The following is a 21836-nucleotide window of genomic DNA, read 5'->3' as shown; positions in this document are numbered from 1 at the left end:
TCTGCAGACAACGTCGTCGACACCTCGGGAGCACGAAGATGAGCACCCCCACATCCACCCCCGGTCCGGCCGCACGCAACGGCTTCACCCCGACCGGGACCATCGCCACCGCCGCCGACCGCCGCCGCGTGGTCTTCGCCACCGTCGTCGGGACGACGGTCGAGTGGTACGACTTCTTCATCTACGCCACGGCGGTCGGGCTGGTCTTCGGCCAGCTCTTCTTCGCTCCGCTCGGCGCCAACAGCGCGTTGATCGGTTTCGCCACCGTCGGGGTGAGCTTCCTCTTCCGGCCCCTCGGCGCCTTCCTCGCAGGCCATCTCGGCGACCGGCTCGGGCGCAAGCTCGTGCTGATGTGGACGCTCATCCTCATGGGCGTCGCGACGGCACTGATCGGCCTGTTGCCCACGTACGAGACGATCGGCCTCGCCGCGCCGGTCATCCTCGTGCTGCTGCGCATCGTCCAGGGCATCTCGGCCGGCGGCGAATGGGGCGGTGCCGTGCTCATGGCCGTCGAGCACGCCCCGAAGACGCGCCGTGGCGCATTCGGCGCGTCGCCGCAGATCGGCGTACCGCTCGGCCTCCTCCTCGCGTCCGGAGTGATGGCGCTCATGGCCATGATCGCTCCCGGCGAGGCGTTCCTGGCCTGGGGCTGGCGGGTCCCGTTCCTCCTGAGCGTCGTGCTCATCCTCGTCGGCTGGTACGTGCGTCGCCGCGTGGAGGAGAGCCCCGTGTTCACCGAGCTCGCCGAGCGGCGCGAGAAGGCCCACATGCCGATCGTGCAGCTCTTCCGCAAGCACGCCGCTCTCGTGATCATCGCCGCGTTCGTCTTCGCGGGGAACAACGCCGTCGGCTACATGACCACCGGCGGCTACATCCAGAACTACGCCACCAACCCCGACGGACCGCTCGGGTTCGACCGCGAACCGGTCCTGTGGGCGGTCGCCGGTTCGGCGGTCACCTGGCTCGTCACGACGCTCATCGCCGGGTTCCTCTCCGACCGCATCGGGCGCCGCACGACCTACATCGCCGGCTGGATCCTCCAGCTCGCGGGCGTGTTCGCTCTCTTCCCGCTCGTGAACACCGGAAGCATCGGCCTCCTCTTCGCCGGGCTGGCGATCCTGACGATCGGCCTGGGCCTGACGTACGGCCCGCAGGCCGCCCTGTACGCCGAGCTCTTCCCGGCATCCATCCGGTTCTCGGGCGTCTCGATCTCCTACGCCATCGGCGCCATCCTCGGCGGCGCGTTCGCGCCGACGATCGCCACCGCGCTCGTGCAGGCGACGGGATCGACCATGTCGGTGACCTGGTACCTGGCGGGGATGACGGTGCTCGGGCTCGTCGCGACGCTGCTGCTGCGCGACCGCAGCGGCATCCCGCTCGACCCCGACCACGAGGCCGAGCAGTCGGTCAGCCCGATCGTCGGCACCGGCCGGCGCTGACCGCGGCGGCGAGGAGGGCACGATGCAGTTCCATCATCACGGCTACGTCTCGGGAGATCCGCGCGTGCAGCCCGCGGCCGGTCGCGGGCTGCACCGCCCCGCCGAGCTGCCCGACGAGACCGACGTCCTCATCGTCGGCTCGGGACCGGCGGGGATGCTGCTGGCGGCGCAGCTGTCGCAGTTCCCCGATGTCGACGTGAGGTTGATCGAGCGCCGCGAGGGGCGTCTCGAGCTGGGGCAGGCAGACGGCATCCAGCCGCGGAGCGTGGAGACCTTCCAGGCGTTCGGATTCGCCGAGCGCATCATGGCGGAGGCCTACAACATCGGCTGGATGAACTTCTGGGCACCTGACCCGGAGAATCCGACGCGCATCGTGCGCACCATGCGCACGGAGGACTATGCGCTGCGGATGAGCGAGTTGCCGCACCTGATCGTCAACCAGGCGCGCGTGCTCGACTACTTCGCCGAGGCCGCGGCGCAGGGACCGGGGCGCGTCGTGCCCGACTACGGCGTCGAGTTCCTCGGGCTGACCGTCGGCGAGGAGGGCGAGTTCCCCGTCGAGGTGCGGGTGCGTCATGTCGCGGGCGCCCGGGCGGGTGAGGAGCGCACGATCCGCGCGAAGTACGTCGCGGGATGCGACGGCGCGCGCAGCCGCGTGCGCGACGCGATCGGCCGGGTCCACGTCGGGGCGGCGTCGGCGCACGCCTGGGGCGTCATGGACGTGCTGGTGAACACCGACTTCCCCGACTGGCGCATCAAGTGCGCGATCAACTCCGCGGCGGGCAACATCCTGCACATCCCGCGCGAGGGCGGCTACCTCAGCCGCATGTACATCGACCTCGGCGAGGTCGCCCCCGATGACGATCACCGCGTGCGGCAGACGCCGATCGACGAGATCATCCGGCGAGCCAACGCGATCCTGCACCCGTACTCGATCGACGTGAGAGAAGTCGCCTGGCACAGCGTCTACGAGGTGGGGCATCGCGTCACCGACGGCTTCGACGACGTGCCGGCGGGCGCCCCGCGCGCCCCGCGCGTGTTCCTCACCGGCGACGCCTGCCACACCCACAGCGCGAAGGCCGGGCAGGGGATGAACGTCTCGATGCAGGACGGGTTCAATCTGGGGTGGAAGCTCGGCCACGTCCTGACGGGCCTGGCGGCGCCGTCGCTGCTGTCGACGTACGGGGCGGAACGACGCCCCGTCGCGCAGCAGCTGATCGACTTCGACCGGGAGTGGTCGGCCCTCATGGCGCGCAAGCCCGAGGAGATCACCGACCCGCAGGATCTCGCGACCCACTACCTCGCGACGGCGGAGTTCCCCTCCGGCTTCCGCACCCGGTACGACCCGTCGGAGATCGTCGCGGATGCCGCGCACCAGGACCTCGCTTCGGGCTTCCCGATCGGCATGCGATTCGCGTCGGTCGAGGTCGCGCGCGTCGCCGACGGCAACGCCGTGCACCTCGGTCACCATGCCCGGGCCGACGGGCGGTGGCGCATCTACGCGTTCGCCGACGCCCCGTTGCCGGGCGCGCCGTCCGCGCTCGACGACTTCGCGCGGTGGCTCGCGTCGCCCGTGTCGCCGGTGTCCGTGCACACCCCCGCGGGCGCCGACGTCGACGCGGTGTTCGACGTCAAGGTGGTGTACCAGCAGCGGTACGACGAGATCGAGCTGCCGCTCGTGCCCGACATCTTCCGCCCCCGCACCGGCCCGCTCGGCCTGACGGACTGGGAGAAGGTGTTCGCCGCGGCACCGAGCGCGTGGCACGATGCCGACATCTTCGACGAGCGCGGGCTCTCGCGCGACGGAGTCGTCGTTGTCGTCCGCCCCGACCAGTACGTCGCGGCTGTGCTGCCGCTCACCGCGACCGACGAGCTGACCGCCTTCTTCGCGGGAGCCCTGCTGCGCGCCTAGGGCTTCGCCCTAGGAGTTCACGCGGAGGATCTCCTCCTGGTACGGGGCGCGGATCGTCGCCGACACCCGCAGGTCGAGCAGGAGGAACGGGCGCTCATCGGCGGGGCGATCGCGCCACCGGGCGAGGGCCTCGAGATCGTCGAGCGTGCGCACCACGACGGCCTCGCCGCCGACCGCGCGGCACAGCGCGGCGAAGTCGACCTCGGGGATGAGCATGGGGGCGGGGGCGAGGCCCTGCGCGCCGTACAGGTGCACCTCGGCGCCGTACGCGCGGTCGTTCCACACGACGGCGAGGCCGCGGCCGCCGGCGACCCGGACGGCCGACTCGAGGTCGCTGACGGCCATGAGACCGCCGCCGTCGCCCGTCGTCAGCACGATCGTCGCGTCGGGACGGGCGCGGGCTGCGCCGGGGACCGAGGGGAAGCCGAGGCCGATCGACTGATAGGCGGTGCCGACCATCATCATCCGGTCGGGTGACGACACGGGCCAGTACATGTTCGCCCATCCGATGAAGTGGCCACCGTCCGACACGACGACGCGGTCCTCGGGCAGCAGCTCTCCGATCCGCCGCGCGGCGGACCGCGGGTCGAGACGCCCGTCGGGGGCGAGGGCGTCGCCGGGGAGATGGTCGCGCAGGGCGGCGATGTCGAGCGACTCGCGCCATCCGCTCGCCGGAGCGACGAGCGCGGCGAGCTCGTCGGTGATCGCCCGGGCCGCGAGGGCCGCGTCGGCGCGCAGGTAGAGCCCGACGTGCGGATGCGTCGCCGTGGGTGCCGTGTCGATCTGAGCGACCGTCGTCCCGGGGGCGAACAGAGTCCCGAACCGCATCGTGAACTGGTTGAGAGACGCGCCGACGACGAGCACGACATCGGCGTCGCGGATGACGGACATCGCCCCGTCGGCGCCGAATCCGCCGGTCACGCCGAGATCGAACTCCGGACGCGGGAAGACCCCGCGCCCGAGAGCCGTGGTCGCGGTCACCGCTCCCGTCGCATCGGCGATGGCGCCGAGAGCGGTGCCCGCTCCGGCGAGCCACGCGCCGCGGCCCGCGAGGAGGAGGGGCCGCTGCGCGCCCGCCAGTGCGCGGGCGATCTGCGTCACGGTTCCGGTCGCGAACGGCGTGGCGGGAGCGAGCTCAGGCGCTCGCCGCGGCTCGGGGGTACGGGTGAGCGGGCCGGCGTCGGCTTTGGCGACATCGTAGGGGATCGCCAGCACGACGGGGGAGGAGTACGCGAGGGCGTGCTCGATCGCGATGACGGTCGTGGCCGCGGCATCCGCCCGGCCCACCGTGTAGGTGCGGACTCCGACCGCCGAGGCGAGCGCGATCTGGTCGACGTCCCACGGGCGCGGGCCGGACGTCGGCGCATCGCCGACGACGAGGACCAGCGGGGTGCGTGCCTGCGCTGCCTCCGCGAGCGGTGTCAGGGTGTTGGTGAACCCCGCTCCGTACGTCGCGGTCGCGGCCGCGAGGCCTCCGCCGGCACGGTAGTGGGCATCGGCGGACACCACGCCGCCCGCCTCATGACGGAGCGCGGTGAAGGTGACGCCGGGGGAGCGCTCGAGCGCATCGAGCAGGTGTGCGTTGCCATTGCCCATCACGCCGAAGACGTGCGAGACGTGTCGGGAGAGGGCGGCGGCGACGTGCGCGGAGACGGAGGGCATGGCGATGCCTTTCGAGACGGAACGGTGATGGAGGCCGTATGTGTCTCACGCGCGGATGCCGCTTCGTGCCCATTTTTCGAGCACCGACGGCAACGCCGCCGCCGGACGTTCCGATTATAGGAACGACCGACGACGGCGTGAAGTGTTCGGTACGGGTTACGCCGGGACCTTCAGCCGCGGCACTCCGGCGGTCACCGGCCGCAGCTCGCGCTGCGGGGCCTCGGGGATCTCCTGGTCCAGCGCGACGACGAGTCCGGCGGACGACGTCGCCGCATTGGCCATGTCGCGGATGGCGGCCGGGTTGAGGACCTCCATGTCGGCGCTTTCGAAGACGAAGCGCAGCGGGATGGACGGCTGCAGCCAGATCGAGGAACGACCGTCGTCGGCCGTCCACGACATCATGAAGCTCTCATTGCGCCGCAGCTTCGTCGCGATGACGACTTTGAGGTGCGCGAGCAGGCGGTCCGGGATCTCGATTCGGGTGTCGGAGTTTCCGTAGTGGAGCTGTCCCATGCTGTCCTCCTGAGATCGTCGATGAGCGAGTGAAGTGTTGGTTCCCTCGTTAAGTATCTAGCCAGACAAGACAGTTTCTGTCAATTCTTAGATCCTATGTATCTCACCATCTGTGAAAGACAGAATCTGTCAAGCTGGGCTAGTGTTCTAGGATGCTGTCGGAGGAGGTGGCAACCCGATGCCTCAAAACGTCGTCCGTCATGAAGGACTTCACCTGTACGCGGATCAACCTCGTGACGAGGTCGGTCGTCGGCTGAGCGACGCCGTGCTGCGTCTGCGGCGCGCGGAACAGGTGCAGGCCGGGCTCGCGGTGCGCGCCTCCGAGCTGTCGGCGATCGACTTGACCGCGCTGCGCTACCTCGTTCAGGGACACCGCGACGGCCGCGATCTCGGGCCCAAGGACCTCATCGTCATGCTCGCCACCTCGAGCGCCACGGTGACCAACGTCGTCGAGCGTCTCGCCTCGAAGGGCCTGGTCGAGCGCGTGCAGCACCCCAGCGACCGCCGGGCGCACTACCTCGTTCCGACGGCCGCCGCCGTCGAGCGGGTGGATGCCGCCTTCGCCGCCCATCACCGGGCGATTGTGACGGTCATCGATGAGCTCGATCCCGAGCGTACCGCCATCGCGGCCGAGGTCATCGACCTCCTCGCTTCCGCCCTCGACGAGATCGCCGAGCGCAGCGCCTGACTCCCGAACGAAGCGGGGGCCGACTCCATATCAGTGGTGTCGGCCCCCGCTTCGTCGTGTCAGCTGTCTTCGCCCTCAGCCTGCGAGGGGTGTCCCGTCTCCTCTTCCGGGGCTTCGCCCGTGTCGGGGTGATCGGGGTCGGCGCCTTCGGCCTGGCTGGGCTTCGCGTCGTCTCGTGACATCGACGGTCTCCTTCCGAGATGGGTCGTCGTCTCTGGGTATCACGCTTGTCCGACCCCCGCCATCCCCTCGCCCCGGGCGGGACGATGTGCCTACGGTCGCCCCATGTCCGACGCATCCGAACCCCTGACCGACGAAGACGCCCGCCGCGAGGAACTGCTGCGCGCCGGCGGATCGACCGAGGCCGACGCGGCGCCGCGGATCGAGACGAGCGAGCACGACGGCGTCACGCGCATCGACATCGCCGACTCGGCCGCCGTGCGTCCGGGACCTGGGCCCGGTACGCCCGAGGCCGACGGTGACGAGCCGGAGGTCGAGCGATGAAGGCCCTCACCTGGCAGGGGCGCCGCAACGTCTCCGTCGAGACGGTGCCCGACCCCGAGATCCTCGAGCCCACCGATGCGATCGTGCGGATCACCTCGACCGCGATCTGCGGCTCCGACCTGCACCTGTATGAGATCTTCGGGCCGTTCATCGACAGCGGCGACGTGCTCGGACACGAGCCGATGGGCGTCGTCGTCGAGGTCGGCTCGGCCGTCACGAACCTGGCGGTCGGAGACCGCATCGTCGTGCCGTTCAACATCTCGTGCGGGCACTGCTTCATGTGCCGGCGCGGGCTGCAGTCGCAGTGCGAGACGACGCAGGTCACCGAGTACGGCAGCGGCGCGTCGCTGTTCGGCTACACCAAGCTGTACGGCCAGGTCCCCGGCGGTCAGGCCGAGTACTTGCGGGTGCCGCTCGCGGACTACAACCACATCCGCGTCGGCAACGACCTCCCCGACGACCGGTACCTCTTCCTCAGCGACATCCTGCCGACGGCGTGGCAGGGCGTGGAGTACGCCGATGTTCCCGAGGGCGGCACCCTCGCGGTGATGGGGCTGGGGCCCGTCGGCCAGTTCGTCGCGCGCGTCGGTGTGCACCGGGGGTACCGGGTGCTCGCGGTCGACCCGGTCGCCGAGCGGCGAGCGATGGCGGAGCGGCACGGTGCGGACGTGTTCGACCTGACCGACTCGGTGGTCGACGAACTCCGCGACCTCACCGACGGGCGCGGCGCGGACGCGGTCGTGGATGCCGTCGGCATGGAGGCCCACGGGAACCCCGCCGTCTCGACGGTGCACAAGGCGTTGGGGCTGCTGCCCGATGCCCTGGCTCAGAAGGTCATGGAGACCGGCGGGCTCGATCGGCTGGCGGCGCTCCACTCGTCGATCGACATCGTCCGCCGCGGCGGCACCGTCTCGCTCAGCGGCGTGTACGCCGGCGAGGCCGACATGATGCCGATGAAGACGATGTTCGACAAGCAGCTGAGCCTTCGGATGGGTCAGTGCAACGTCAAGCGGTGGATCGATGACCTGCTGCCTCTCGTCGAAGACCCCGCTGACCCGCTCGGCGTCATGGATCTGACGACCCACCGCGCGCCGCTGTCCGACGCGCCGGGCCTCTACGAGACTTTCCAGAAGAAGGAGGACGGCTGCATCAAGGTGGTGCTGCAGCCGTGACTCCGCCCCGGAGAGGAGACTGCCATGTCGCGTAACGTCCGACTCATGCACTGCGCCCCCGAAGACGTCTTCGCGGTCCTGAACGACGGCTGGCTGTTCCCGGCGTGGGTCGTCGGTGCTTCGCGCATGCGCGATGTCAGTCCCGCCTGGCCCCAGAAGGGGTCGCGTCTGCACCATTCCTTCGGGGTGTGGCCCTTCGTCATCGACGACAGCACGTCGGTGCTCGAATTCGATCCGCCGCACCGCATGGTGCTGCAGGCGCGCGGCTGGCCGATCGGCGAAGCCCACATCACCATCGACGTCAAGCCCCGAGGCGATGACTGCGTCGTGCGCATTCAGGAAGTGGCCGCGGAGGGGCCGGGGTCGTTCATCCCGCAACCGCTGCTCGACCTGCCCCTGCACGTGCGCAACGCCGAGACCCTGCGTCGGCTCGCGCACCTCGCGGAGGGCGGCGCGGGACGGTGACGACCGAGTACGACGCCGTCATCGTCGGCTCCGGGCCGAACGGGCTGGCGGCGGCCGTCACCCTGGCGCGCTCCGGGCTCTCGGTCGCGGTGTTCGAAGCCGAGGATCACTTCGGCGGCGGGGCGGCCTCCGGGGAGACCACCCTCCCCGGCTACCTGCACGACCTGTGCTCGGCGGTGCACCCGCTCGCATTCGAATCCGCCTTCTTCCGCGAGTTCGGACTGCGCCACCGCGTCGAGTTCGTCGTGCCCGAGGTGTCGTACGCGCACCCTCTCGACGGCGGCGCGGCGCTGGCGTACCGCGATCTCGATCGCACGGCCGAGGGGCTCGGTGCCGACGGCCGCGCGTATGCCCGGCTGATGGCGCCGCTCGTCGAGCGCGTGCGCGGCATCGCGGACTTCACCGGTGGATCGCTGCTGCGCGTGCCCGGCGATCCGATCGCCGCGGCCTGGTTCGGCCTGCGCACCCTCGAGCAGGGGACACCGGCATGGAACCTGCGGTTCCGCGAGCAGGCGGCCCCGGCCCTCATGTCGGGGGTCGCGGCCCACACCATTCTCGGCCTCCCGAGTCTCGCGGCAGCCGGCGGCGGCCTCACCCTCGCGACATACGGTCATGCCCGCGGGTGGCCGATCCCGATCGGCGGAAGCGGGGCGATCGTGGCCGCCATGGTCGACGACATCCGTGCGCACGGCGGCGAGCTGTTCGTCGGACGCCGCATCCGCTCGCTCGATGAGCTGCCGAGCGCGCGGGCGGTGATGCTCGACGTGACGCCGCGCGCGCTCATCGAGATCGCGGGGGAGCGGATGCCGACGCGCTATCGGCACCGCCTCGAGCGATTCCGCTACGGCGATGCGGTGGCGAAGGTCGACTTCGCCCTCTCCGCGCCGGTGCCGTGGCGCGATCCCGCGATCGCGCAGAGCGGCACTGTCCACGTCGGCGGGACCCGGCCGGAGATCGCCGCCTCCGAGAACGCGGTGCGCGCCGGCCGGCTGCCCGACGCGCCGTATGTGCTCGTCGCGCAGCCGTCGCTGTTCGATGCGGGCCGGGCGCCGGATGGCCATCACACCCTGTGGGCATACACGCACGTTCCCGCGGGCAGCGAGGTCGACCGGACCGAGGCGATCGTGCGCCAGATCGAGCGGTTCGCGCCGGGCTTCCGCGACACGATCCTCGCGACCCACTCGGAGACCGCGCAGCAGGTCGCCGCGCGCAACCTCAACTATCCCGAGGGTGACATCTCCGCCGGCATCCCGTCGCTCGATCAGCTGATCGCCCGCCCGTTGCTCGCACGCGACCCGTGGCGGACGCCCATGGGCGGCGTCTATCTGTGCTCGTCCTCGACGAGCCCGGGCCCGGGCGTTCACGGGCTGGCCGGATGGTGGTCGGCTCTGAGCGCTCTGCGGCACGAGTTCGGGGTGCTCACGCGTCCCGACCTCTCACCGCGTCTCTAGGGGTGGGAGGCGCCGGAGTCAAGCGGAAGAGCGCCCCGTCGCCGCGCTCGTACAGTGGACGCACCATTGTCGTCTGCGGGAGGTTCATGGTGTCCGGTGCTTCCGAGCCCGAATCCGTCGCGCGAGCCGTCGAACGGCTCCGTCTGGCAGAGGCCAGCCTGGCTCGGCGGCGTCAGAGCGACTGCGGTCCCAGTGAGACGGCGCGCGCCGCAATGCGGGTGGTGTACGACAGCGCGGATGCCGGCCGGCGCGTCACCCCGACCGACATCGCCGCCTCGCTGGGCATCTCGACGCCGACGGCGACGACCATGCTGAAGCGTCTCCGCGACGGGGGACTGGTGGCGTTCGAGCGCAACCCCGACGACGGTCGGAGCAAGTACGTCGTGCCGACCGATCGCAACGCAGACGTCGAGGGTGTCGATCCGCTGACGCTGCGTGTGCGCGACATCGCGCGCGGGCTGGATGACGACACCGCCGCGAAGCTGACGACCCTTCTCGACGCGATCGCGGATGCGGTCGACGAGGAGTGTCGCTGAGGTCAGGCGTCGCCGGTCGCGGGCTCCGGGACGACACGCAGGCCGTTCGCTCCGCCCGCTTCGAGCAGGAGGGCCTCGACCCAGTGTCGATTGATCGTCGGCGGACGGCTGCCGCTGAAGAGGAACACCATCGGGACGGCCGGGTGCACCCACACGCTGAACAGCCCGCTGTCGGTCGAACGGTGGAACATGAACGGCTCGTTGCGGCGCAGCTTGTTCATGAACACGACCCGCAGGTGCGCGAGCAGACGGTCTTCTACGTCGAACGTCCGTCCTTGACTGCCGTAAACGAGTGTTCCCACGGACGCGAGGGTACTGGCGGGGGTCCGCCTAATTAATTCCGGTTAGTTAGGCGAACTAGTTAGAGGAGGGATGGCGCGTAAACCCCTCGTGAACTTCTGTCAAGCGGGTAGGTGCAGACGGCTCGGGCCGCGATAGTCGTGTCAGAGCGACGGGAGTGGTCATGGTCTTGGATATGTCACCGATCGCCCGCAAGCCCAGCGCGGTGCGCCTGGCCACGTCGGGCGCTCTGCGTCAGCTGCCGTCGCGGCGGCCGGAAGCGCCGAGCACCGAGGCGGACGTCCGCTGGGAGCTCGTCGACGTCGACCGTTACGAGGTGCGAGAGGGAGAGGTCACCCTCGGCTACATCGACGTCGTCGGCGCGGTCTTCGTAGCCCTCGGCGGGCCCTGGTACTCGGCTGCCGTCGAGCTGCGTCAGACGCTCCGCTTCGATGAAGCGGTGCAGACGCTGCGCTCGACCCGGCGTCACTGAGGCGCGGCCCGGCAGCGGTCCTCCGGCCTCCTAGGCTGGGGGACATGATCCGCATCGCCACCATCGGCACGAGTGTCATCACCGACGCCTTCATCGGTGCGGCCTCTCGCACCCGGGGGATCGAGGTCGTCGCGGTGTCGTCTCGAGATGCGGCGAAGGCGCAGGCCTACGCCGATCGTCTGGGTGTCGCACGGGCGATCGCCGGCCTCGATACCGTCCTCGCCGATCCCGAAGTCGACGCGGTCTACATCGGTTCGCCGAACGCCGCCCACGGCTCGCAGGTCGAGTCCGCCATCGCGGCGGGCAAGCACGTGCTCGTGGAGAAGCCCGCGGTCGCCACAGCCCGGGAGTGGGATGACCTCGTCGACCGGTCGCGCCGCGCGGGCGTGATCCTGCTCGAGGCGATGCGCACGGCGTACGACCCCGGCATCGCGGCCGTCCGCGAGCAGCTCGGATCGCTCGGAACCCTCCGCCGCGCCTCGTTCCACTACGCCAAACGGTCGTCGCGCTACGACGCCGTGCTCGCGGGTGGGACGCCGAACATCTTCGATCCCGCCATGGGCGGCGGAGCGCTCGCGGATCTGGGTGTCTACGGCGTGCACGCGGCGGTCCTCCTGTTCGGTGAACCCACCCGCGTGGCCGGGTCGTCGGTGACGATCGCCACGGGCGCTGACGGCGCTGGTCTGGCGGTGCTCGAATACCCGGGGCTGGTCGTCGACGTCGGCTACTCGAAGATCACCACCGCTTTCCGGTCGAGCGAGATCCAGGGCGAGGATGCGACGCTGCTCATCGATCACCTGGCCAGTCCGCGCCGCGTGACACGGGTCGGTCTCGGCGGTGCGGAGTCCGCGTGGACGTCGGATGCTGCCGTCGACACGCTCGACGGCGAGGTCGCGCGTTTCGTCGAGCTCGTGGGCGGCGCGATCGCTCCGGACGAGGACCAGGCGCGCACGGCGGCGACGCTGCGGACCATGGAGCGCATCCGCCAGGCGACAACCGGCTGACGCATCCGCTGAGCGCCCTGTCAAGGCCCTGGGGTTTCACCCGGTGTCGACGCAGGCTCGTCCCATGCACCACACGGGACTGCGCTGGGATGAGATCGCTGAGGATGCCTGGCGGGTATGCGATCCCACGCGCCCGTCCTCCGATGCCGATGCCGTCGTCGCCTACGTCGAACGGCGCCGGGACGGTGTCTTCGAGGTGGTGTGGCTCTGCGGCACTGCGGGGACCGAGACCTTCGTCGCGATCGGTGAAGCCGCCTGCGCGATCGCCGACCGACACGCCGCGTCCCGCCGCACCGGGTCGCCGCTGGCGACCAAGCCGATTCCCATCGCGCACCGTCCGCCGCTTTCGCGGGCCTGAGGCTCGGGTGCGGTCAGCGCCGCATCCGATCGATCAGCAACCCGACGGCTGCGTTCGCGCTGTCGTCGATGACCTGTTCGGGCTCGCCGTCGAGGTCGAGCAGGACGTGGCCCGTCTCTGCGCCGTCGCTCCACCCGAGGTACACCGTCCCCGGCTCGTGGCCGTCGTGCGGCTCCGGACCCCCGACGCCCGTCACCGACACCGCCAGATCCGCGCCTGTCAGGTCGCGGACCGCGCGTGCGAGGTGCTCGGCGCATTCCGGGGAGCAGGGGTCGATCCCCTCGGCCAGACCCAGGACGCGGTGCTTCGTCTCCAGTCGGTAGGCCACGACGCCGCCGGCGAACCAGTCGCCCGCGCCCTCCGCCGCGCCGATGGTGGCGGCGAGGTTGCCCGAGGTCAGCGATTCCGCCACCGCGATCACGGTGCCGCTCTCCTGTGCCAGCCGGGCGAGTTCATCGATGTGGGTCATTTCTCCTCCTGGCGCGACCCTAAGCACCGGTGGAGGAGACGCGTGCGGGGATTGTCTCCGATTCGGCACGGTGATATCGCGCGGGAGGCGCAGAGCTCGACTGGGACTTTGGTCCCTGGTGGAGTCATCGCGAATGCGAGATAGTTATGTGGTCAGACCACATACGACGAAGGAGACAGAAATGACCACGCACGCGGTCCACGCAGCCATCCCCCGCACGGAGGCTCGGACCCGCACCCAGGCGATCGCCCGCCAGGACGAGATCGTGACCTCGCTCGCCGGGCGCCGCACTCTCGCTGCGCTGCGCTACGCGACCGGCTTCATCTTCCTCTGGGCGTTCCTCGACAAGCTGTTCGGCCTCGGATTCTCGACGCCGTTCGAGCGGGCGTGGATCAACGGCGGCACCCCGGCGCAGGGCTTCCTCAACAGCCCCGCCGTCACCGGCCCCCTTCAGCCCTGGTTCCAGAGCATGGCGAGCCCGCTCGCCGACGTCCTGTTCATGGCGGGCATGCTGGCCATCGGAGTCGCCGTCATGTCGGGCATCGGTCTCCGCGTCGCAGCGGTAGCCGGAAGCCTCGTCATGCTCCTGATGTACCTCGCCGAGTGGCCGTTCGCCTGGGGTGCGGCATCTACCAACCCCCTCGTCGACTACCACATCGTCTACGCGCTCGCGCTGATCGTGATCGCCGTGCTCCACGCCGGCGACACCTGGGGCCTCGGCGCCATGTGGAAGAAGCTGCCTCTCGTGCAGCGCTTCCGGTGGCTCGTCTGACACCGAGTCGCCCCGCCGAAGGCGCGGATCCCCCCCGGGGGTCCGCGCCTTCGCTCATTCGTGCGCGGGCTGCGCCGCGCGAAGAGCGGCCTGCGTGCGGCTGGTGACGCCGAGCGTTCGCATGATGCCTGTCAGATGGTTCTTGACCGTCTTCTCGGCGATGCCGAGCTCGGCCGCGATCGCGCGATTCGACAGCCCGCGGGCGACGAGCGCCAGCACTTCCCGCTGGCGCCGGGGGAGAGGGTCCGGAGACGGCGCGGAGGACGCGGTCGTATGCAGCGTCGCGCCCAGCGGATGGCCCGATCCCACCCGGCGCACGGCGTCGATCAGCTCTCCGGCCGCGACGTCCTCGAGGAGGAAGGCGGACGCGCCCGCCGATGCGCTCTCGCGACGCGCCTCGTCGTCGTCCGAGGCGCAGAGGATGATGCAGTGCAGGCGCGGATCCGCTGCGCGCAGGGCGGCGCAGACCGCCGCGCCGGTGCCGTCTGCCAGCTGATAGCCGAGGATCGCGACATCCGGTCGTGTCACCCCGGCGCGAGCCTTCGCCTGACGTGCGGTCGCCGCCTCGGCGACGACCTGCATGCCCGCGGCCGCGTCGATCAGGTCGGCCACGCCGCGGCGCACCAGGTCGTGATCGGCCAGGACCAGCACGGCGAGCATGGCCTCCACCGTAGCGTTCGGCTGGATACGGTGGGGGGATGGAGGAGCACCGGGCCGGTCCGCGGCGGAGCGAACAGGCCCGCCTCGCGGTCCTGACGGCGGCGGCCGACCTGCTCGCGCAGAACGGCTACGAGAATCTCACCATCGAGGCCATCGCGCGGCAGGCATCGGTCGGCAAACAGACGATCTACCGGTGGTGGCCCTCGCGTGCGGCGATCCTGACGGAGGCGCTGCTCGAGGGCATGATCTTCCGACAGCAGCTCGCGGTGCGGAACACCGGAGACCTGCGCCGCGATCTCACGGAGTGGATGTCGCGGGTGTGGTCGGTCCTCGATGCGCCGCAGGGCCGGATGCTGCTGCGTTCGCTCGTCGCCGCGGCGACCGAGCACCCGGCCATCGGCGAGCTGATGCGCGATCGGCTGAGCGCCGACGGCGGCATCCGGGCGCGGGTCGTCGCGCACGGAGATCCCGCGGTCGCCGCGGTCGAGATCGGCGACGCGATCGCCGGCTGGATGATGATGCAGGTGCTCATGGGCGCGGCTCCGACGCCGGACGGCATCCGGGCGATCGTCCACGCGCTGGTCCCGGGTTAGGGTTGACGAGACGCTGCGTCTCGTCAAGGGCGTCCGCATTCCGAAGGAGTCGCTGATGGCCGAGCTGCTGTACCGCCTGAGCAAGGGAGCCGCGCGTCGCGCATGGCTCGTCGTCGTCGCCTGGGTCGCCGTGCTGGGGATCGCCGGCGGCGCCTTCGCGCTCGGCTTCGGCGGACTCTCATCGAGCTTCGACATCCCGGGCACCGCTTCGTCGAAGGTCACCGACCAGCTCGCCGAGGAGCTGCCCGACTTCGCCGGAGCGGCGGGCACCGTCGTGTTCCACGCTGAGGACGGCGCGCTCACCGACGATCAGCGTGCGGCGATCTCCGACCTCGTCGCCTCCGCCACGGATCTGCCCGACGTCGCGACCGTCAACGACCCGTTCGAGGCCGAGGCGCAGCGCGCGGCGCAGGCCCAGCAGCTGGCTGACGGTCAAGCGCAGATCTCCTCCGCGCGCGACCAGCTCGACGCCGGACAGGCGCAGCTCGATCAGGGCACGGCGCAGCTCGAGGCGGGCCAGGCCCAGCTCGACGCCGCGCGCGCCCAACTCGAGGCAGCCGGTGCTCCGGCCGCGCAGCTCGCCGCGCTCGACGCTCAGCAGGCTCAGCTCGACGCGGGCCGCGCCGAGCTGGAGCGGCAGCAGGCGACCCTCGACTCCGGGCGGACCGAGCTCGAGGCGCAGGCCGAGACCGCCGACCTCGGCGGGCGCCTGCTCGACCTCGCCGACGGTATCGCCCTCGTCTCGCCGGACGGCTCGACCGCGACCGTGAACGTCGCCTTCACCCTGCCGCGCCTCGAGCTGCCGCAGGATGCGAAGGACGCCGTCGTCGAGCACTTCACCGCCGCGCCGATCGACGGCGTCGAGGTGGGCTTCTCGACCGAGATCTCCCAGGGCGTGCCGAAGATCCTCGGCGTCGGCGAGGCCGTCGGCGTCGCGGTCGCCGCCGTGGTGCTGCTCGTCATGCTCGGCAGCCTCATCGCCGCCGCCCTCCCGCTCGTCACCGCCATCGTCGGAGTGGGCGTCGGCGTGCTCGGGGTGCTCGCACTGTCGGGAGTCGTGCAGATGGCTTCGGTGACGCCCGTGCTCGGCGTGATGCTCGGGCTCGCGGTCGGCATCGACTACGCCCTGTTCGTGCTCAATCGGCACCGCAAGCAGCTGCTGCGCGGGATCGACCTGCACGAGTCGATCGGCCTCGCCGGCGGAACCGCCGGAAACGCCGTCGTGTTCGCCGGATCGACGGTCGTCGTCGCCCTCCTCGCCCTCAACATCACCGGCATCCCGTTCCTCGGTCTCATGGGTACGGCGGGAGCCGTCTGCGTCGCCATCGCGGTGCTGATCGCGATCACGCTGCTGCCGGCGCTCCTCGGGCTGCTCGGGATGCGCGTGCTCGGCCGTCGTGCGCGTGCGCGCGTAGGCCAGCCCGACGCGGTATCGACCCCGACGCGCGCGATGCCGACCTGGCGCGCCATCACGACCGCCGTCGTGTCGGTCGGGCTCCTGCTCGCCCTCGCGGTTCCGGCGCTGTCGATGCGGGTGGGCCTGCCCGACGGAGCGTCCGAGCCGGAGGGATCGTACGGCCAGCGTGCGTTCGAGCTCACCGAGGACGCGTTCGGCCCCGGTGCGAACTCGCCGCTGCTGGTGACCGCGAGCCTGCCCGAGGGCCTCGACGACACGGGGCGGCTGCGAGCGCAGGTCGCTGTGGCCGAGGCGATCGCCGACCGCGACCACGTCAGTGCCGTCGCGCCGATCGCGGTCTCCGACAGCGGCACCATCGCGGCGTTCCAGGTGATCCCCACGGATGGGCCGAGCAGCGTCGCGACCGAAGACCTGGTGCGTGACCTGCGCTCACTGCCACCGGTCGACGGCGAGTACGCGCTCGGTGTCGCCGGTCAGGCCGCCATCAACATCGACATCTCCGAGGGGCTCGTCGGCATCCTGCCGATCTATCTCGCCGTCGTGGTCGGGCTCTCGCTCGTGATCATGATCGTCGTCTTCCGCTCGCTCGTCGTGCCGCTCATCGCGACCGGAGGCTTCATCCTGTCGCTGTTCGCGACCTATGGCGCGGTCGTCGCGGTCTTCCAGTGGGGGTGGGGCGCCGAGCTCATCGGCCTGCACACGACCGGTCCGATCCTGAACTTCCTTCCGGTGATCCTCGTCGGCATCCTCTTCGGCCTCGCGATGGACTACCAGCTGTTCCTGGCGTCGGGGATGCGCGAGGCGTTCGTGCACGGCTCCGAGGCGAGGCTCGCCGTCATGCAGGGCTTCCGTGCCGGGCGTTCGGTCGTGATCGCGGCCGCGCTCATCATGGTGTCCGTCTTCGGCGGCTTCATCTTCGCCGAGGCGACGATCATCCGCTCGATGGGCTTCGGTCTCGCTTTCGGCATCCTCGTCGACGCGCTCGTCGTGCGCATGCTGCTCATGCCCGCGCTCATGCACCTCATCGGGCGCGGTGCGTGGTGGCTGCCCCGATGGCTCGACCGCATCCTCCCGGATGTCGACGTCGAGGGCGCCAAGCTCGAGCGCACGCACCCGCACGTCTGAGCGCGCCGGCCGGGGTCAGAACGCGTCGAGGTCGGCGCGCAGGCCCTGCCCGGTGTGCTCCGAGCGCAGGATGCCCCGCCGTCGCAGTACCGGCACGAGCTCGTCGAGAGCGCGGTGGAGCGTCACGGGGTGGAAGTCGCCCGAGAAGATCAGCCCGTCGTTGTCGGCGTCGTCGCCGAGCGCCTGGATGACGTCGGCGATCTCCTCCGCGGTCCCCACCGTGCCTCCGGCACCGTCGGTCACACGTCCGAGCCGCGCCTTGCCGGCGAGGATGTCGCGCAGCGGCGCCTCGGAGAAGTCGGAGTACCGCCCGAGCAGCCCCCGGATGGTGCCCTTCGAGACGTGATCGCCGAAGATCGCGGGATCGAGCGGGCGGTCGAGGTCGAGCGACGTGAGGTCGGTCTCGAGGTCGCTCGACCATGCCTCGGCCACCTCGACGAGCGTCGCCTCGTCGGGATGCCGCGATGCCTCGACGATGCGCTCCGCCTCCTCGACCGAGCTCGCGACGATCGGTTTGACGACGAAGAGAGTCTTGATCGCGTCGGCGTCCCGCCCCGCGGCGATCGCCGCTTCGCGCACGCGGCCGCGGTACGCGCGGATGCTCGCGGGGTCGAGGTTCGACAGGGCGAGCTGGATCTCGGAGTTCGCCCCGGCGAAGCCGATGCCCCGCGGCGAGCCGCCGGGGGAGGCGACGATCGGGTCGCCGGCGGGCAGGGGCTCGGCGTTGAGGGGACCGTCGAACGAGAAGTACTCGCCCCGGTGCTGGACGGCGTGGATTTTCGAGCCGTCGGCGTAGATCTGCGTGTCGGGATCGGCGATCAGGGCCTCGTCGTCCCAGCTGTACCACAGCAGGCGCAGCGCATCGAGCCATTCCTGCGCACGGTCGTAGGCAGCGTCGTGCCCGAGGCGCTCCGTGCCGAAATGATGCGCCGACCCGACGTCCGTGACGACGTTCAGGCCCAGCCTGCTGCCGCTGAGGTGCTGCAGCGACGCGAACTGGCGAGCGGCGAGGTACGGCGGCCACGCGGCCGGGTTGACGGTGGGGATGACGCCCAGGTGCTGCGTCGCGGCGAACAGGTACGGGGCGAGCGTCCACGGGTCGTGCTTGGGCCCGCCGTACGCCTTGCGGACGCGGAGGTTCAGCGTCTCGGGAGTGATCCCGACCGAGAGCGCGTCTTCGATCAGGACGAAGTCGAACCCCGCCTGCTCGAGCTCACGGGCCGAGTGCTGGTAGAGGTCGGGCTTCTGCCACGGCCAGTTCCACCGCTGGTACGGCCGCGCCCAGCCGTGGGGACCGAAACCGCGCGAGAGGAACCAGCCGAAGTGCTGGGCGCGCGTCATGCCGACACCGCTTCCGGTGCTGCGGCGGTCGCGGCTCGGGCGGCATCGAGTCCGCGGTCGAGGTCTGCGATGAGGTCGCCGGCGTCCTCCAGGCCGACCGAGAGCCGCAGCAGGCCCGGCCCGACCCCGATGCGCGCCAGGTCGGCGTCACTGCGGCTCGCGTGGGTAGTGGTCGCCGGATGCAGCACGAGCGACCGCACATCGCCCAGGTGGGTCATCGGGGTGAACAGCCGCACGCTGCGCGTGAAGGCCTCCGCAGCTGCCCGCCCGCCGGTGAGGGTGAAGGAGAACAGCGCGCCCTGCCCCGCGGGGAGAAGGCGCACGGCGAGGTCGTGGTCCGGATGCGAGGGGAGTCCGCTGTAGTCGACGCCGGCGACCTCCGGGCGGGTCTCGAGCCAGGCGGCGAGGGTCGCCGCCGTCTGCGATTGCCGCTCCACTCGCAGCGACAGGGTCTCGATGCCCTGCAGCAGCAGGAAGGCGTTGAGGGGCGACGGTGAGGGGCCGAAGCGCATCGCGACGCGGCGCGCGGTGTCGAGGAAGGCGCGCTCGCCCGAGCGTTCGACGAACGTGCGGCCGTCGGGTCCGGTCTCGGCCGCGATCTGGCGGAAACGGCCGGGCGCGGCATCCCAGGCGAAGCGTCCGCCGTCGACGATGACGCCGCCCAGACCCGTGCCGTGGCCCGACAGGAATTTCGACGCCGAGTGGATGACGATGTCGGCCCCGAGCTCGAGCGGGCGCAGCAGGTACGGCGTCGCGAGGGTCGAGTCGACGACGAGCGGGATGCCGTGCCGGTGTGCGACCTCGGCGACGGTCCGGATGTCGAGCACGCCGCCGCGCGGATTCGCGATCGTCTCGGCGACGAGGGCGCGGGTGCGCGGGCCGATCGCCGCCTCCCAGGCGGCCGGGTCGCGCGGATCGTCGACGAAGTCCGTTGTGATGCCGAGGCGCCCGAACTCGGAGCGCAGCAGCTCGCGCGTGCCCTCGTAGATCGCGGAGGCCGCGACGATGTGGTCTCCCGACTCGAGGATCGTCAGCAGCGCCGTCGAGGTCGCCGCCTGGCCGCTGCCGACGAGCAGGGCTCCCACGCCGCCCTCGAGGTCGGCGATGCGCCGCTCGGCCGCCGCCGCGGTCGGGTTGCCCACGCGCGTGTAGCTGAACCCGGTGGCGGGGTCCGCGAAGCGGCCCTCGCCGTCGGCGATGTCGTCGAATTCGAAGCCGGCGGTCAGGTAGATGGGAGTCGCGCGCGAGCCGTACGCGTCGAAGCCACGGGCGCCCGCGTGCAGCTGGCGCGTCGCGAAGGCGAGGGATTCGGAGTGGTTCTCGAGAGCGGGCATGGGGGGAAGAGTACGGCGGGCGGCCGCGGCGGCGCTTCTCCGCCGTCATCCGGAGTCACGCGGTGACCAGAGCTCGCCCTCGTGTGTCTCTCTGTGTTCTCCGGTTTCCGACTGTTTCGGCCCCGTTCACGGCGGGAGCGCGCGGTGGTGAGCATGGGGTCATGTCCCCCCTGGTGAGTGTCGACGACCTCGCCGCCGAACTTGCCGCGGATGCTCCGGTGCGTCTGCTGGACGTCCGGTGGCGCCTGGACCGTGCCGAAGGACGACCCGACTATCTGCTCGGGCATCTGCCCGGCGCCGTGTACGTCGATCTCGAGCGCGAGCTCGCTCGTCCCGGCGTTCCGGAACAGGGACGGCATCCGCTTCCCAGCCGCGCGGATCTCGAGGCCGCTGCCCGGCGGTGGGGTGTGAACGCGGGCGACCGGCTCGTCGCGTACGACGACAACGACGGGGTCGCCGCGGCTCGTGCGTGGTGGCTGCTCCGTCGCCACGGCCTCGACATCCGGGTGCTCGACGGCGGCTTCCGCGCCTGGGTCGGATCGGGCCGTCGCCTGGAGCACAGCGACCGCGCCGCGGCGACCGGTGACGTCGATCTCCCGGAGGGGAGCGGAGGCCTCGCCGGCATCGACGAAGCGGCTGTCGCCCCGGCGCGCGGGGTTCTCCTCGATGTGCGCGCACCCCAGCACTACCGCGGTCAGGCGGTGGGGGCCGACCCCGTCAGCGGCCACATCCCGGGGGCTCGCAACCTTCCGACCGTCGTCCACATCGGCCCGGACGGTCTTCTCCGCGACCCGGACGAGATCCGCATGTCGCTCGCGGCCGTCGGGGTCGGGCCCGACACGGACGTCGTCATCACGTGCAGCTCGGGCGTCGCTTCAGCCCACACCGCGCTGGCGTTCGCGGTGGCCGGGTACCGCCGGGCGCGCGTGTTCGCGGGATCGTGGAGTCAGTGGTCCCGCGATCCGGGACGCCCCGTCGCGACGGGGCCGAGTCCGGCGGCCACGATCGGAGTGGTCTGACCGGGCGACGGCGAACCGCGTCAGTCGCGGATCGCCGAGCCCTCGCTGAGCCGGTGCCACGTGCGGTTGTGGTAGACCAGCGCATCGCCGTGCCCGCCCGGCTCCACGTCGCGCTCGACGTGCGACTGCAGGGCATGGCCGGCGATGACGATCGAGCCGCCGGCATCCATGCGAGAGACGACGGCGCAGCGGACCCAGGCGCGGACGCCGCGGTAGACCGGCTCGCCGGTGGTCAGCCGTGACCAGGCGGAGGCGTCGGCGAAGCGGTCGATGCCGCTGGTCGCGCCCAGCTTCGCCAGCGCGAGGTCGTCGGCGTCGAGCAGGTGCACCACGACGGTCTCGGCCGTCGACAGCACGGCGGAGGCGGAGGACTGCGCCGACACCGAGAACACCAGCAGCGGCGGGTCGGCGCTCACCGAGGAGACCGACGTCGCCGTCAGGGCGACCGGACCATCGCCGGCGTCGGCCGTGATGACGGCGACACCGCCGGGGTGCCCGCGGAAGAGCGTCTTGAACTCATCGGCGGACAGCGAACCGCCCAGATGACGGGAGGGGTGCTCCACGGACGGGTCGAGGTTCGGCTGCGACATGATCACGACGTTAGTAACCATGACGACCCGTCGCATGTTC

The 21836-nt window shown here is 71.0% G+C and carries 24 protein-coding genes; 15 read left to right on the top strand and 9 right to left on the bottom strand.

The annotated features are described in order from the left end of the window. The first annotated feature begins 38 nt into the window (after nt 1-38). Together ACLBWJ_RS06230 and ACLBWJ_RS06225 are read left to right on the top strand one after the other, a co-directional pair. Nucleotides 39-1439, top strand: coding sequence for an MFS transporter (locus ACLBWJ_RS06230; protein WP_447659903.1), 1401 nt, complete (start codon nt 39-41; stop codon nt 1437-1439). A 22-nt stretch (nt 1440-1461) separates the two neighbouring features. Continuing rightward, the gene (locus ACLBWJ_RS06225) at nt 1462-3351 is read left to right on the top strand and encodes an FAD-dependent monooxygenase (RefSeq protein WP_447659902.1); all 1890 of its coding nucleotides are present in this window, start codon (nt 1462-1464) and stop codon (nt 3349-3351) included. A gap of 9 nt (nt 3352-3360) precedes the next feature. Here the strand turns inward: ACLBWJ_RS06225 and ACLBWJ_RS06220 are convergent, their stop codons facing one another. Both ACLBWJ_RS06220 and ACLBWJ_RS06215 read right to left on the bottom strand, forming a co-directional pair. Then, nucleotides 3361-5013 carry a thiamine pyrophosphate-binding protein gene (locus ACLBWJ_RS06220; protein WP_447659901.1) on the bottom strand — a complete coding sequence of 551 codons (1653 nt, stop codon included), beginning with the start codon at nt 5011-5013 and terminating at the stop codon, nt 3361-3363. A gap of 156 nt (nt 5014-5169) precedes the next feature. Further along, nucleotides 5170-5526: a DUF7882 family protein gene (locus tag ACLBWJ_RS06215; protein ID WP_269267244.1), complete on the bottom strand. Its 357-nt coding sequence runs from the start codon at nt 5524-5526 to the stop codon at nt 5170-5172. 178 nt (nt 5527-5704) lie between these two features. Between ACLBWJ_RS06215 and ACLBWJ_RS06210 the strand changes: the two genes are divergently transcribed. Then, nucleotides 5705-6214 (top strand): MarR family winged helix-turn-helix transcriptional regulator, encoded by a 510-nt coding sequence (locus ACLBWJ_RS06210; RefSeq protein WP_447659900.1) that lies wholly within the window; start codon nt 5705-5707, stop codon nt 6212-6214. Between the two features lie 59 nt (nt 6215-6273). Here ACLBWJ_RS06210 and ACLBWJ_RS06205 read toward each other — a convergent pair whose 3' ends face one another. Continuing rightward, nucleotides 6274-6396 carry a hypothetical protein gene (locus tag ACLBWJ_RS06205; protein ID WP_258524624.1) on the bottom strand — a complete coding sequence of 41 codons (123 nt, stop codon included), beginning with the start codon at nt 6394-6396 and terminating at the stop codon, nt 6274-6276. A 103-nt stretch (nt 6397-6499) separates the two neighbouring features. Between ACLBWJ_RS06205 and ACLBWJ_RS06200 the strand changes: the two genes are divergently transcribed. From ACLBWJ_RS06200 to ACLBWJ_RS06180, 5 genes are all read left to right on the top strand, one after another. Further along, nucleotides 6500-6718: a multidrug transporter gene (locus ACLBWJ_RS06200; RefSeq protein ID WP_112616536.1), complete on the top strand. Its 219-nt coding sequence runs from the start codon at nt 6500-6502 to the stop codon at nt 6716-6718. Next, on the top strand, nt 6715-7890 hold the full coding sequence (locus tag ACLBWJ_RS06195; RefSeq protein WP_269267250.1) for a zinc-dependent alcohol dehydrogenase: 1176 nt from the start codon (nt 6715-6717) through the stop codon (nt 7888-7890). Before ACLBWJ_RS06200 ends, ACLBWJ_RS06195 begins: the two co-directional genes overlap by 4 nt. A gap of 24 nt (nt 7891-7914) precedes the next feature. Beyond that, complete coding sequence (locus ACLBWJ_RS06190) at nt 7915-8355, top strand: SRPBCC family protein (RefSeq protein ID WP_094262316.1); 441 nt, start codon at nt 7915-7917, stop codon at nt 8353-8355. Continuing rightward, a complete protein-coding gene (locus ACLBWJ_RS06185) occupies nt 8352-9806 on the top strand; it encodes a phytoene desaturase family protein (protein WP_447659899.1) in 1455 nt (484 codons plus the stop codon). The genes ACLBWJ_RS06190 and ACLBWJ_RS06185 overlap by 4 nt, the downstream gene beginning before the upstream one ends. A gap of 89 nt (nt 9807-9895) precedes the next feature. Further along, nucleotides 9896-10342: a MarR family winged helix-turn-helix transcriptional regulator gene (locus ACLBWJ_RS06180; protein WP_354451271.1), complete on the top strand. Its 447-nt coding sequence runs from the start codon at nt 9896-9898 to the stop codon at nt 10340-10342. A 2-nt stretch (nt 10343-10344) separates the two neighbouring features. Here the strand turns inward: ACLBWJ_RS06180 and ACLBWJ_RS06175 are convergent, their stop codons facing one another. Further along, complete coding sequence (locus ACLBWJ_RS06175; protein ID WP_282502079.1) at nt 10345-10644, bottom strand: DUF7882 family protein; 300 nt, start codon at nt 10642-10644, stop codon at nt 10345-10347. Nucleotides 10645-10817: 173 nt separating this feature from the next. Here ACLBWJ_RS06175 and ACLBWJ_RS06170 point away from each other — a divergent pair, with 173 nt between their 5' ends. The 3 genes from ACLBWJ_RS06170 (at nt 10818) to ACLBWJ_RS06160 (ending at nt 12476) form a co-directional block, all read left to right on the top strand. Continuing rightward, entirely contained in the window at nt 10818-11114 is a 297-nt protein-coding gene (locus ACLBWJ_RS06170; RefSeq protein WP_114589261.1) for a hypothetical protein, read from the top strand. Between the two features lie 44 nt (nt 11115-11158). Beyond that, the gene (locus ACLBWJ_RS06165; protein WP_447659898.1) at nt 11159-12118 is read left to right on the top strand and encodes a Gfo/Idh/MocA family protein; all 960 of its coding nucleotides are present in this window, start codon (nt 11159-11161) and stop codon (nt 12116-12118) included. A gap of 64 nt (nt 12119-12182) precedes the next feature. Continuing rightward, nucleotides 12183-12476, top strand: coding sequence for a hypothetical protein (locus tag ACLBWJ_RS06160; RefSeq protein ID WP_112616550.1), 294 nt, complete (start codon nt 12183-12185; stop codon nt 12474-12476). A 13-nt stretch (nt 12477-12489) separates the two neighbouring features. Here the strand turns inward: ACLBWJ_RS06160 and ACLBWJ_RS06155 are convergent, their stop codons facing one another. Continuing rightward, nucleotides 12490-12945 carry a CinA family protein gene (locus ACLBWJ_RS06155; protein ID WP_282502082.1) on the bottom strand — a complete coding sequence of 152 codons (456 nt, stop codon included), beginning with the start codon at nt 12943-12945 and terminating at the stop codon, nt 12490-12492. A 181-nt stretch (nt 12946-13126) separates the two neighbouring features. Here ACLBWJ_RS06155 and ACLBWJ_RS06150 point away from each other — a divergent pair, with 181 nt between their 5' ends. Next, nucleotides 13127-13717, top strand: coding sequence for a DoxX family protein (locus ACLBWJ_RS06150; protein ID WP_269267261.1), 591 nt, complete (start codon nt 13127-13129; stop codon nt 13715-13717). Between the two features lie 54 nt (nt 13718-13771). On the opposite strand, the gene ACLBWJ_RS06145 is transcribed toward ACLBWJ_RS06150, so the two are convergent. Next, entirely contained in the window at nt 13772-14377 is a 606-nt protein-coding gene (locus ACLBWJ_RS06145) for a response regulator transcription factor (protein WP_282502084.1), read from the bottom strand. A gap of 38 nt (nt 14378-14415) precedes the next feature. On the opposite strand from ACLBWJ_RS06145, the gene ACLBWJ_RS06140 reads away from it, so the two are divergent. Together ACLBWJ_RS06140 and ACLBWJ_RS06135 are read left to right on the top strand one after the other, a co-directional pair. Next, a complete protein-coding gene (locus ACLBWJ_RS06140) occupies nt 14416-14970 on the top strand; it encodes a TetR/AcrR family transcriptional regulator (RefSeq protein ID WP_112616556.1) in 555 nt (184 codons plus the stop codon). Between the two features lie 55 nt (nt 14971-15025). Next, a complete protein-coding gene (locus ACLBWJ_RS06135; protein ID WP_447659897.1) occupies nt 15026-17512 on the top strand; it encodes an MMPL family transporter in 2487 nt (828 codons plus the stop codon). A 15-nt stretch (nt 17513-17527) separates the two neighbouring features. On the opposite strand, the gene ACLBWJ_RS06130 is transcribed toward ACLBWJ_RS06135, so the two are convergent. Further along, the gene (locus ACLBWJ_RS06130) at nt 17528-18853 is read right to left on the bottom strand and encodes an NtaA/DmoA family FMN-dependent monooxygenase (RefSeq protein WP_447659896.1); all 1326 of its coding nucleotides are present in this window, start codon (nt 18851-18853) and stop codon (nt 17528-17530) included. Beyond that, a complete protein-coding gene (locus ACLBWJ_RS06125; protein ID WP_274178404.1) occupies nt 18850-20187 on the bottom strand; it encodes an O-acetylhomoserine aminocarboxypropyltransferase/cysteine synthase family protein in 1338 nt (445 codons plus the stop codon). Before ACLBWJ_RS06125 ends, ACLBWJ_RS06130 begins: the two co-directional genes overlap by 4 nt. 161 nt (nt 20188-20348) lie before the next feature. Here ACLBWJ_RS06125 and ACLBWJ_RS06120 point away from each other — a divergent pair, with 161 nt between their 5' ends. Beyond that, nucleotides 20349-21206 carry a sulfurtransferase gene (locus ACLBWJ_RS06120; protein WP_282502088.1) on the top strand — a complete coding sequence of 286 codons (858 nt, stop codon included), beginning with the start codon at nt 20349-20351 and terminating at the stop codon, nt 21204-21206. 20 nt (nt 21207-21226) lie between these two features. Here ACLBWJ_RS06120 and ACLBWJ_RS06115 read toward each other — a convergent pair whose 3' ends face one another. After that, on the bottom strand, nt 21227-21796 hold the full coding sequence (locus ACLBWJ_RS06115) for a flavin reductase family protein (protein WP_447659895.1): 570 nt from the start codon (nt 21794-21796) through the stop codon (nt 21227-21229). Nucleotides 21797-21836 lie beyond the last annotated feature (40 nt).

This window comes from Microbacterium sp. M4A5_1d (assembly GCF_053345465.1).
The sequence above is the reverse complement of the archived record's forward strand: the minus strand, read 5'-3'. Positions and strand labels throughout refer to the sequence as shown.

Coding starts and splice junctions, on each gene's coding strand:
- ACLBWJ_RS06210 (WP_447659900.1), top strand. CDS start 5,705: ATGCCTCAAAACGTCGTCCGTCATGAAGGACTTCACCTGTACGCGGAT.
- ACLBWJ_RS06145 (WP_282502084.1), bottom strand. CDS start 14,377: ATGCTCGCCGTGCTGGTCCTGGCCGATCACGACCTGGTGCGCCGCGGC.
- ACLBWJ_RS06165 (WP_447659898.1), top strand. CDS start 11,159: ATGATCCGCATCGCCACCATCGGCACGAGTGTCATCACCGACGCCTTC.
- ACLBWJ_RS06190 (WP_094262316.1), top strand. CDS start 7,915: ATGTCGCGTAACGTCCGACTCATGCACTGCGCCCCCGAAGACGTCTTC.
- ACLBWJ_RS06130 (WP_447659896.1), bottom strand. CDS start 18,853: ATGACGCGCGCCCAGCACTTCGGCTGGTTCCTCTCGCGCGGTTTCGGT.
- ACLBWJ_RS06160 (WP_112616550.1), top strand. CDS start 12,183: ATGCACCACACGGGACTGCGCTGGGATGAGATCGCTGAGGATGCCTGG.
- ACLBWJ_RS06225 (WP_447659902.1), top strand. CDS start 1,462: ATGCAGTTCCATCATCACGGCTACGTCTCGGGAGATCCGCGCGTGCAG.
- ACLBWJ_RS06195 (WP_269267250.1), top strand. CDS start 6,715: ATGAAGGCCCTCACCTGGCAGGGGCGCCGCAACGTCTCCGTCGAGACG.
- ACLBWJ_RS06150 (WP_269267261.1), top strand. CDS start 13,127: ATGACCACGCACGCGGTCCACGCAGCCATCCCCCGCACGGAGGCTCGG.
- ACLBWJ_RS06120 (WP_282502088.1), top strand. CDS start 20,349: ATGTCCCCCCTGGTGAGTGTCGACGACCTCGCCGCCGAACTTGCCGCG.
- ACLBWJ_RS06200 (WP_112616536.1), top strand. CDS start 6,500: ATGTCCGACGCATCCGAACCCCTGACCGACGAAGACGCCCGCCGCGAG.
- ACLBWJ_RS06205 (WP_258524624.1), bottom strand. CDS start 6,396: ATGTCACGAGACGACGCGAAGCCCAGCCAGGCCGAAGGCGCCGACCCC.
- ACLBWJ_RS06125 (WP_274178404.1), bottom strand. CDS start 20,187: ATGCCCGCTCTCGAGAACCACTCCGAATCCCTCGCCTTCGCGACGCGC.
- ACLBWJ_RS06115 (WP_447659895.1), bottom strand. CDS start 21,796: ATGTCGCAGCCGAACCTCGACCCGTCCGTGGAGCACCCCTCCCGTCAT.
- ACLBWJ_RS06215 (WP_269267244.1), bottom strand. CDS start 5,526: ATGGGACAGCTCCACTACGGAAACTCCGACACCCGAATCGAGATCCCG.
- ACLBWJ_RS06230 (WP_447659903.1), top strand. CDS start 39: ATGAGCACCCCCACATCCACCCCCGGTCCGGCCGCACGCAACGGCTTC.
- ACLBWJ_RS06170 (WP_114589261.1), top strand. CDS start 10,818: ATGTCACCGATCGCCCGCAAGCCCAGCGCGGTGCGCCTGGCCACGTCG.
- ACLBWJ_RS06135 (WP_447659897.1), top strand. CDS start 15,026: ATGGCCGAGCTGCTGTACCGCCTGAGCAAGGGAGCCGCGCGTCGCGCA.
- ACLBWJ_RS06155 (WP_282502082.1), bottom strand. CDS start 12,945: ATGACCCACATCGATGAACTCGCCCGGCTGGCACAGGAGAGCGGCACC.
- ACLBWJ_RS06140 (WP_112616556.1), top strand. CDS start 14,416: ATGGAGGAGCACCGGGCCGGTCCGCGGCGGAGCGAACAGGCCCGCCTC.
- ACLBWJ_RS06220 (WP_447659901.1), bottom strand. CDS start 5,013: ATGCCCTCCGTCTCCGCGCACGTCGCCGCCGCCCTCTCCCGACACGTC.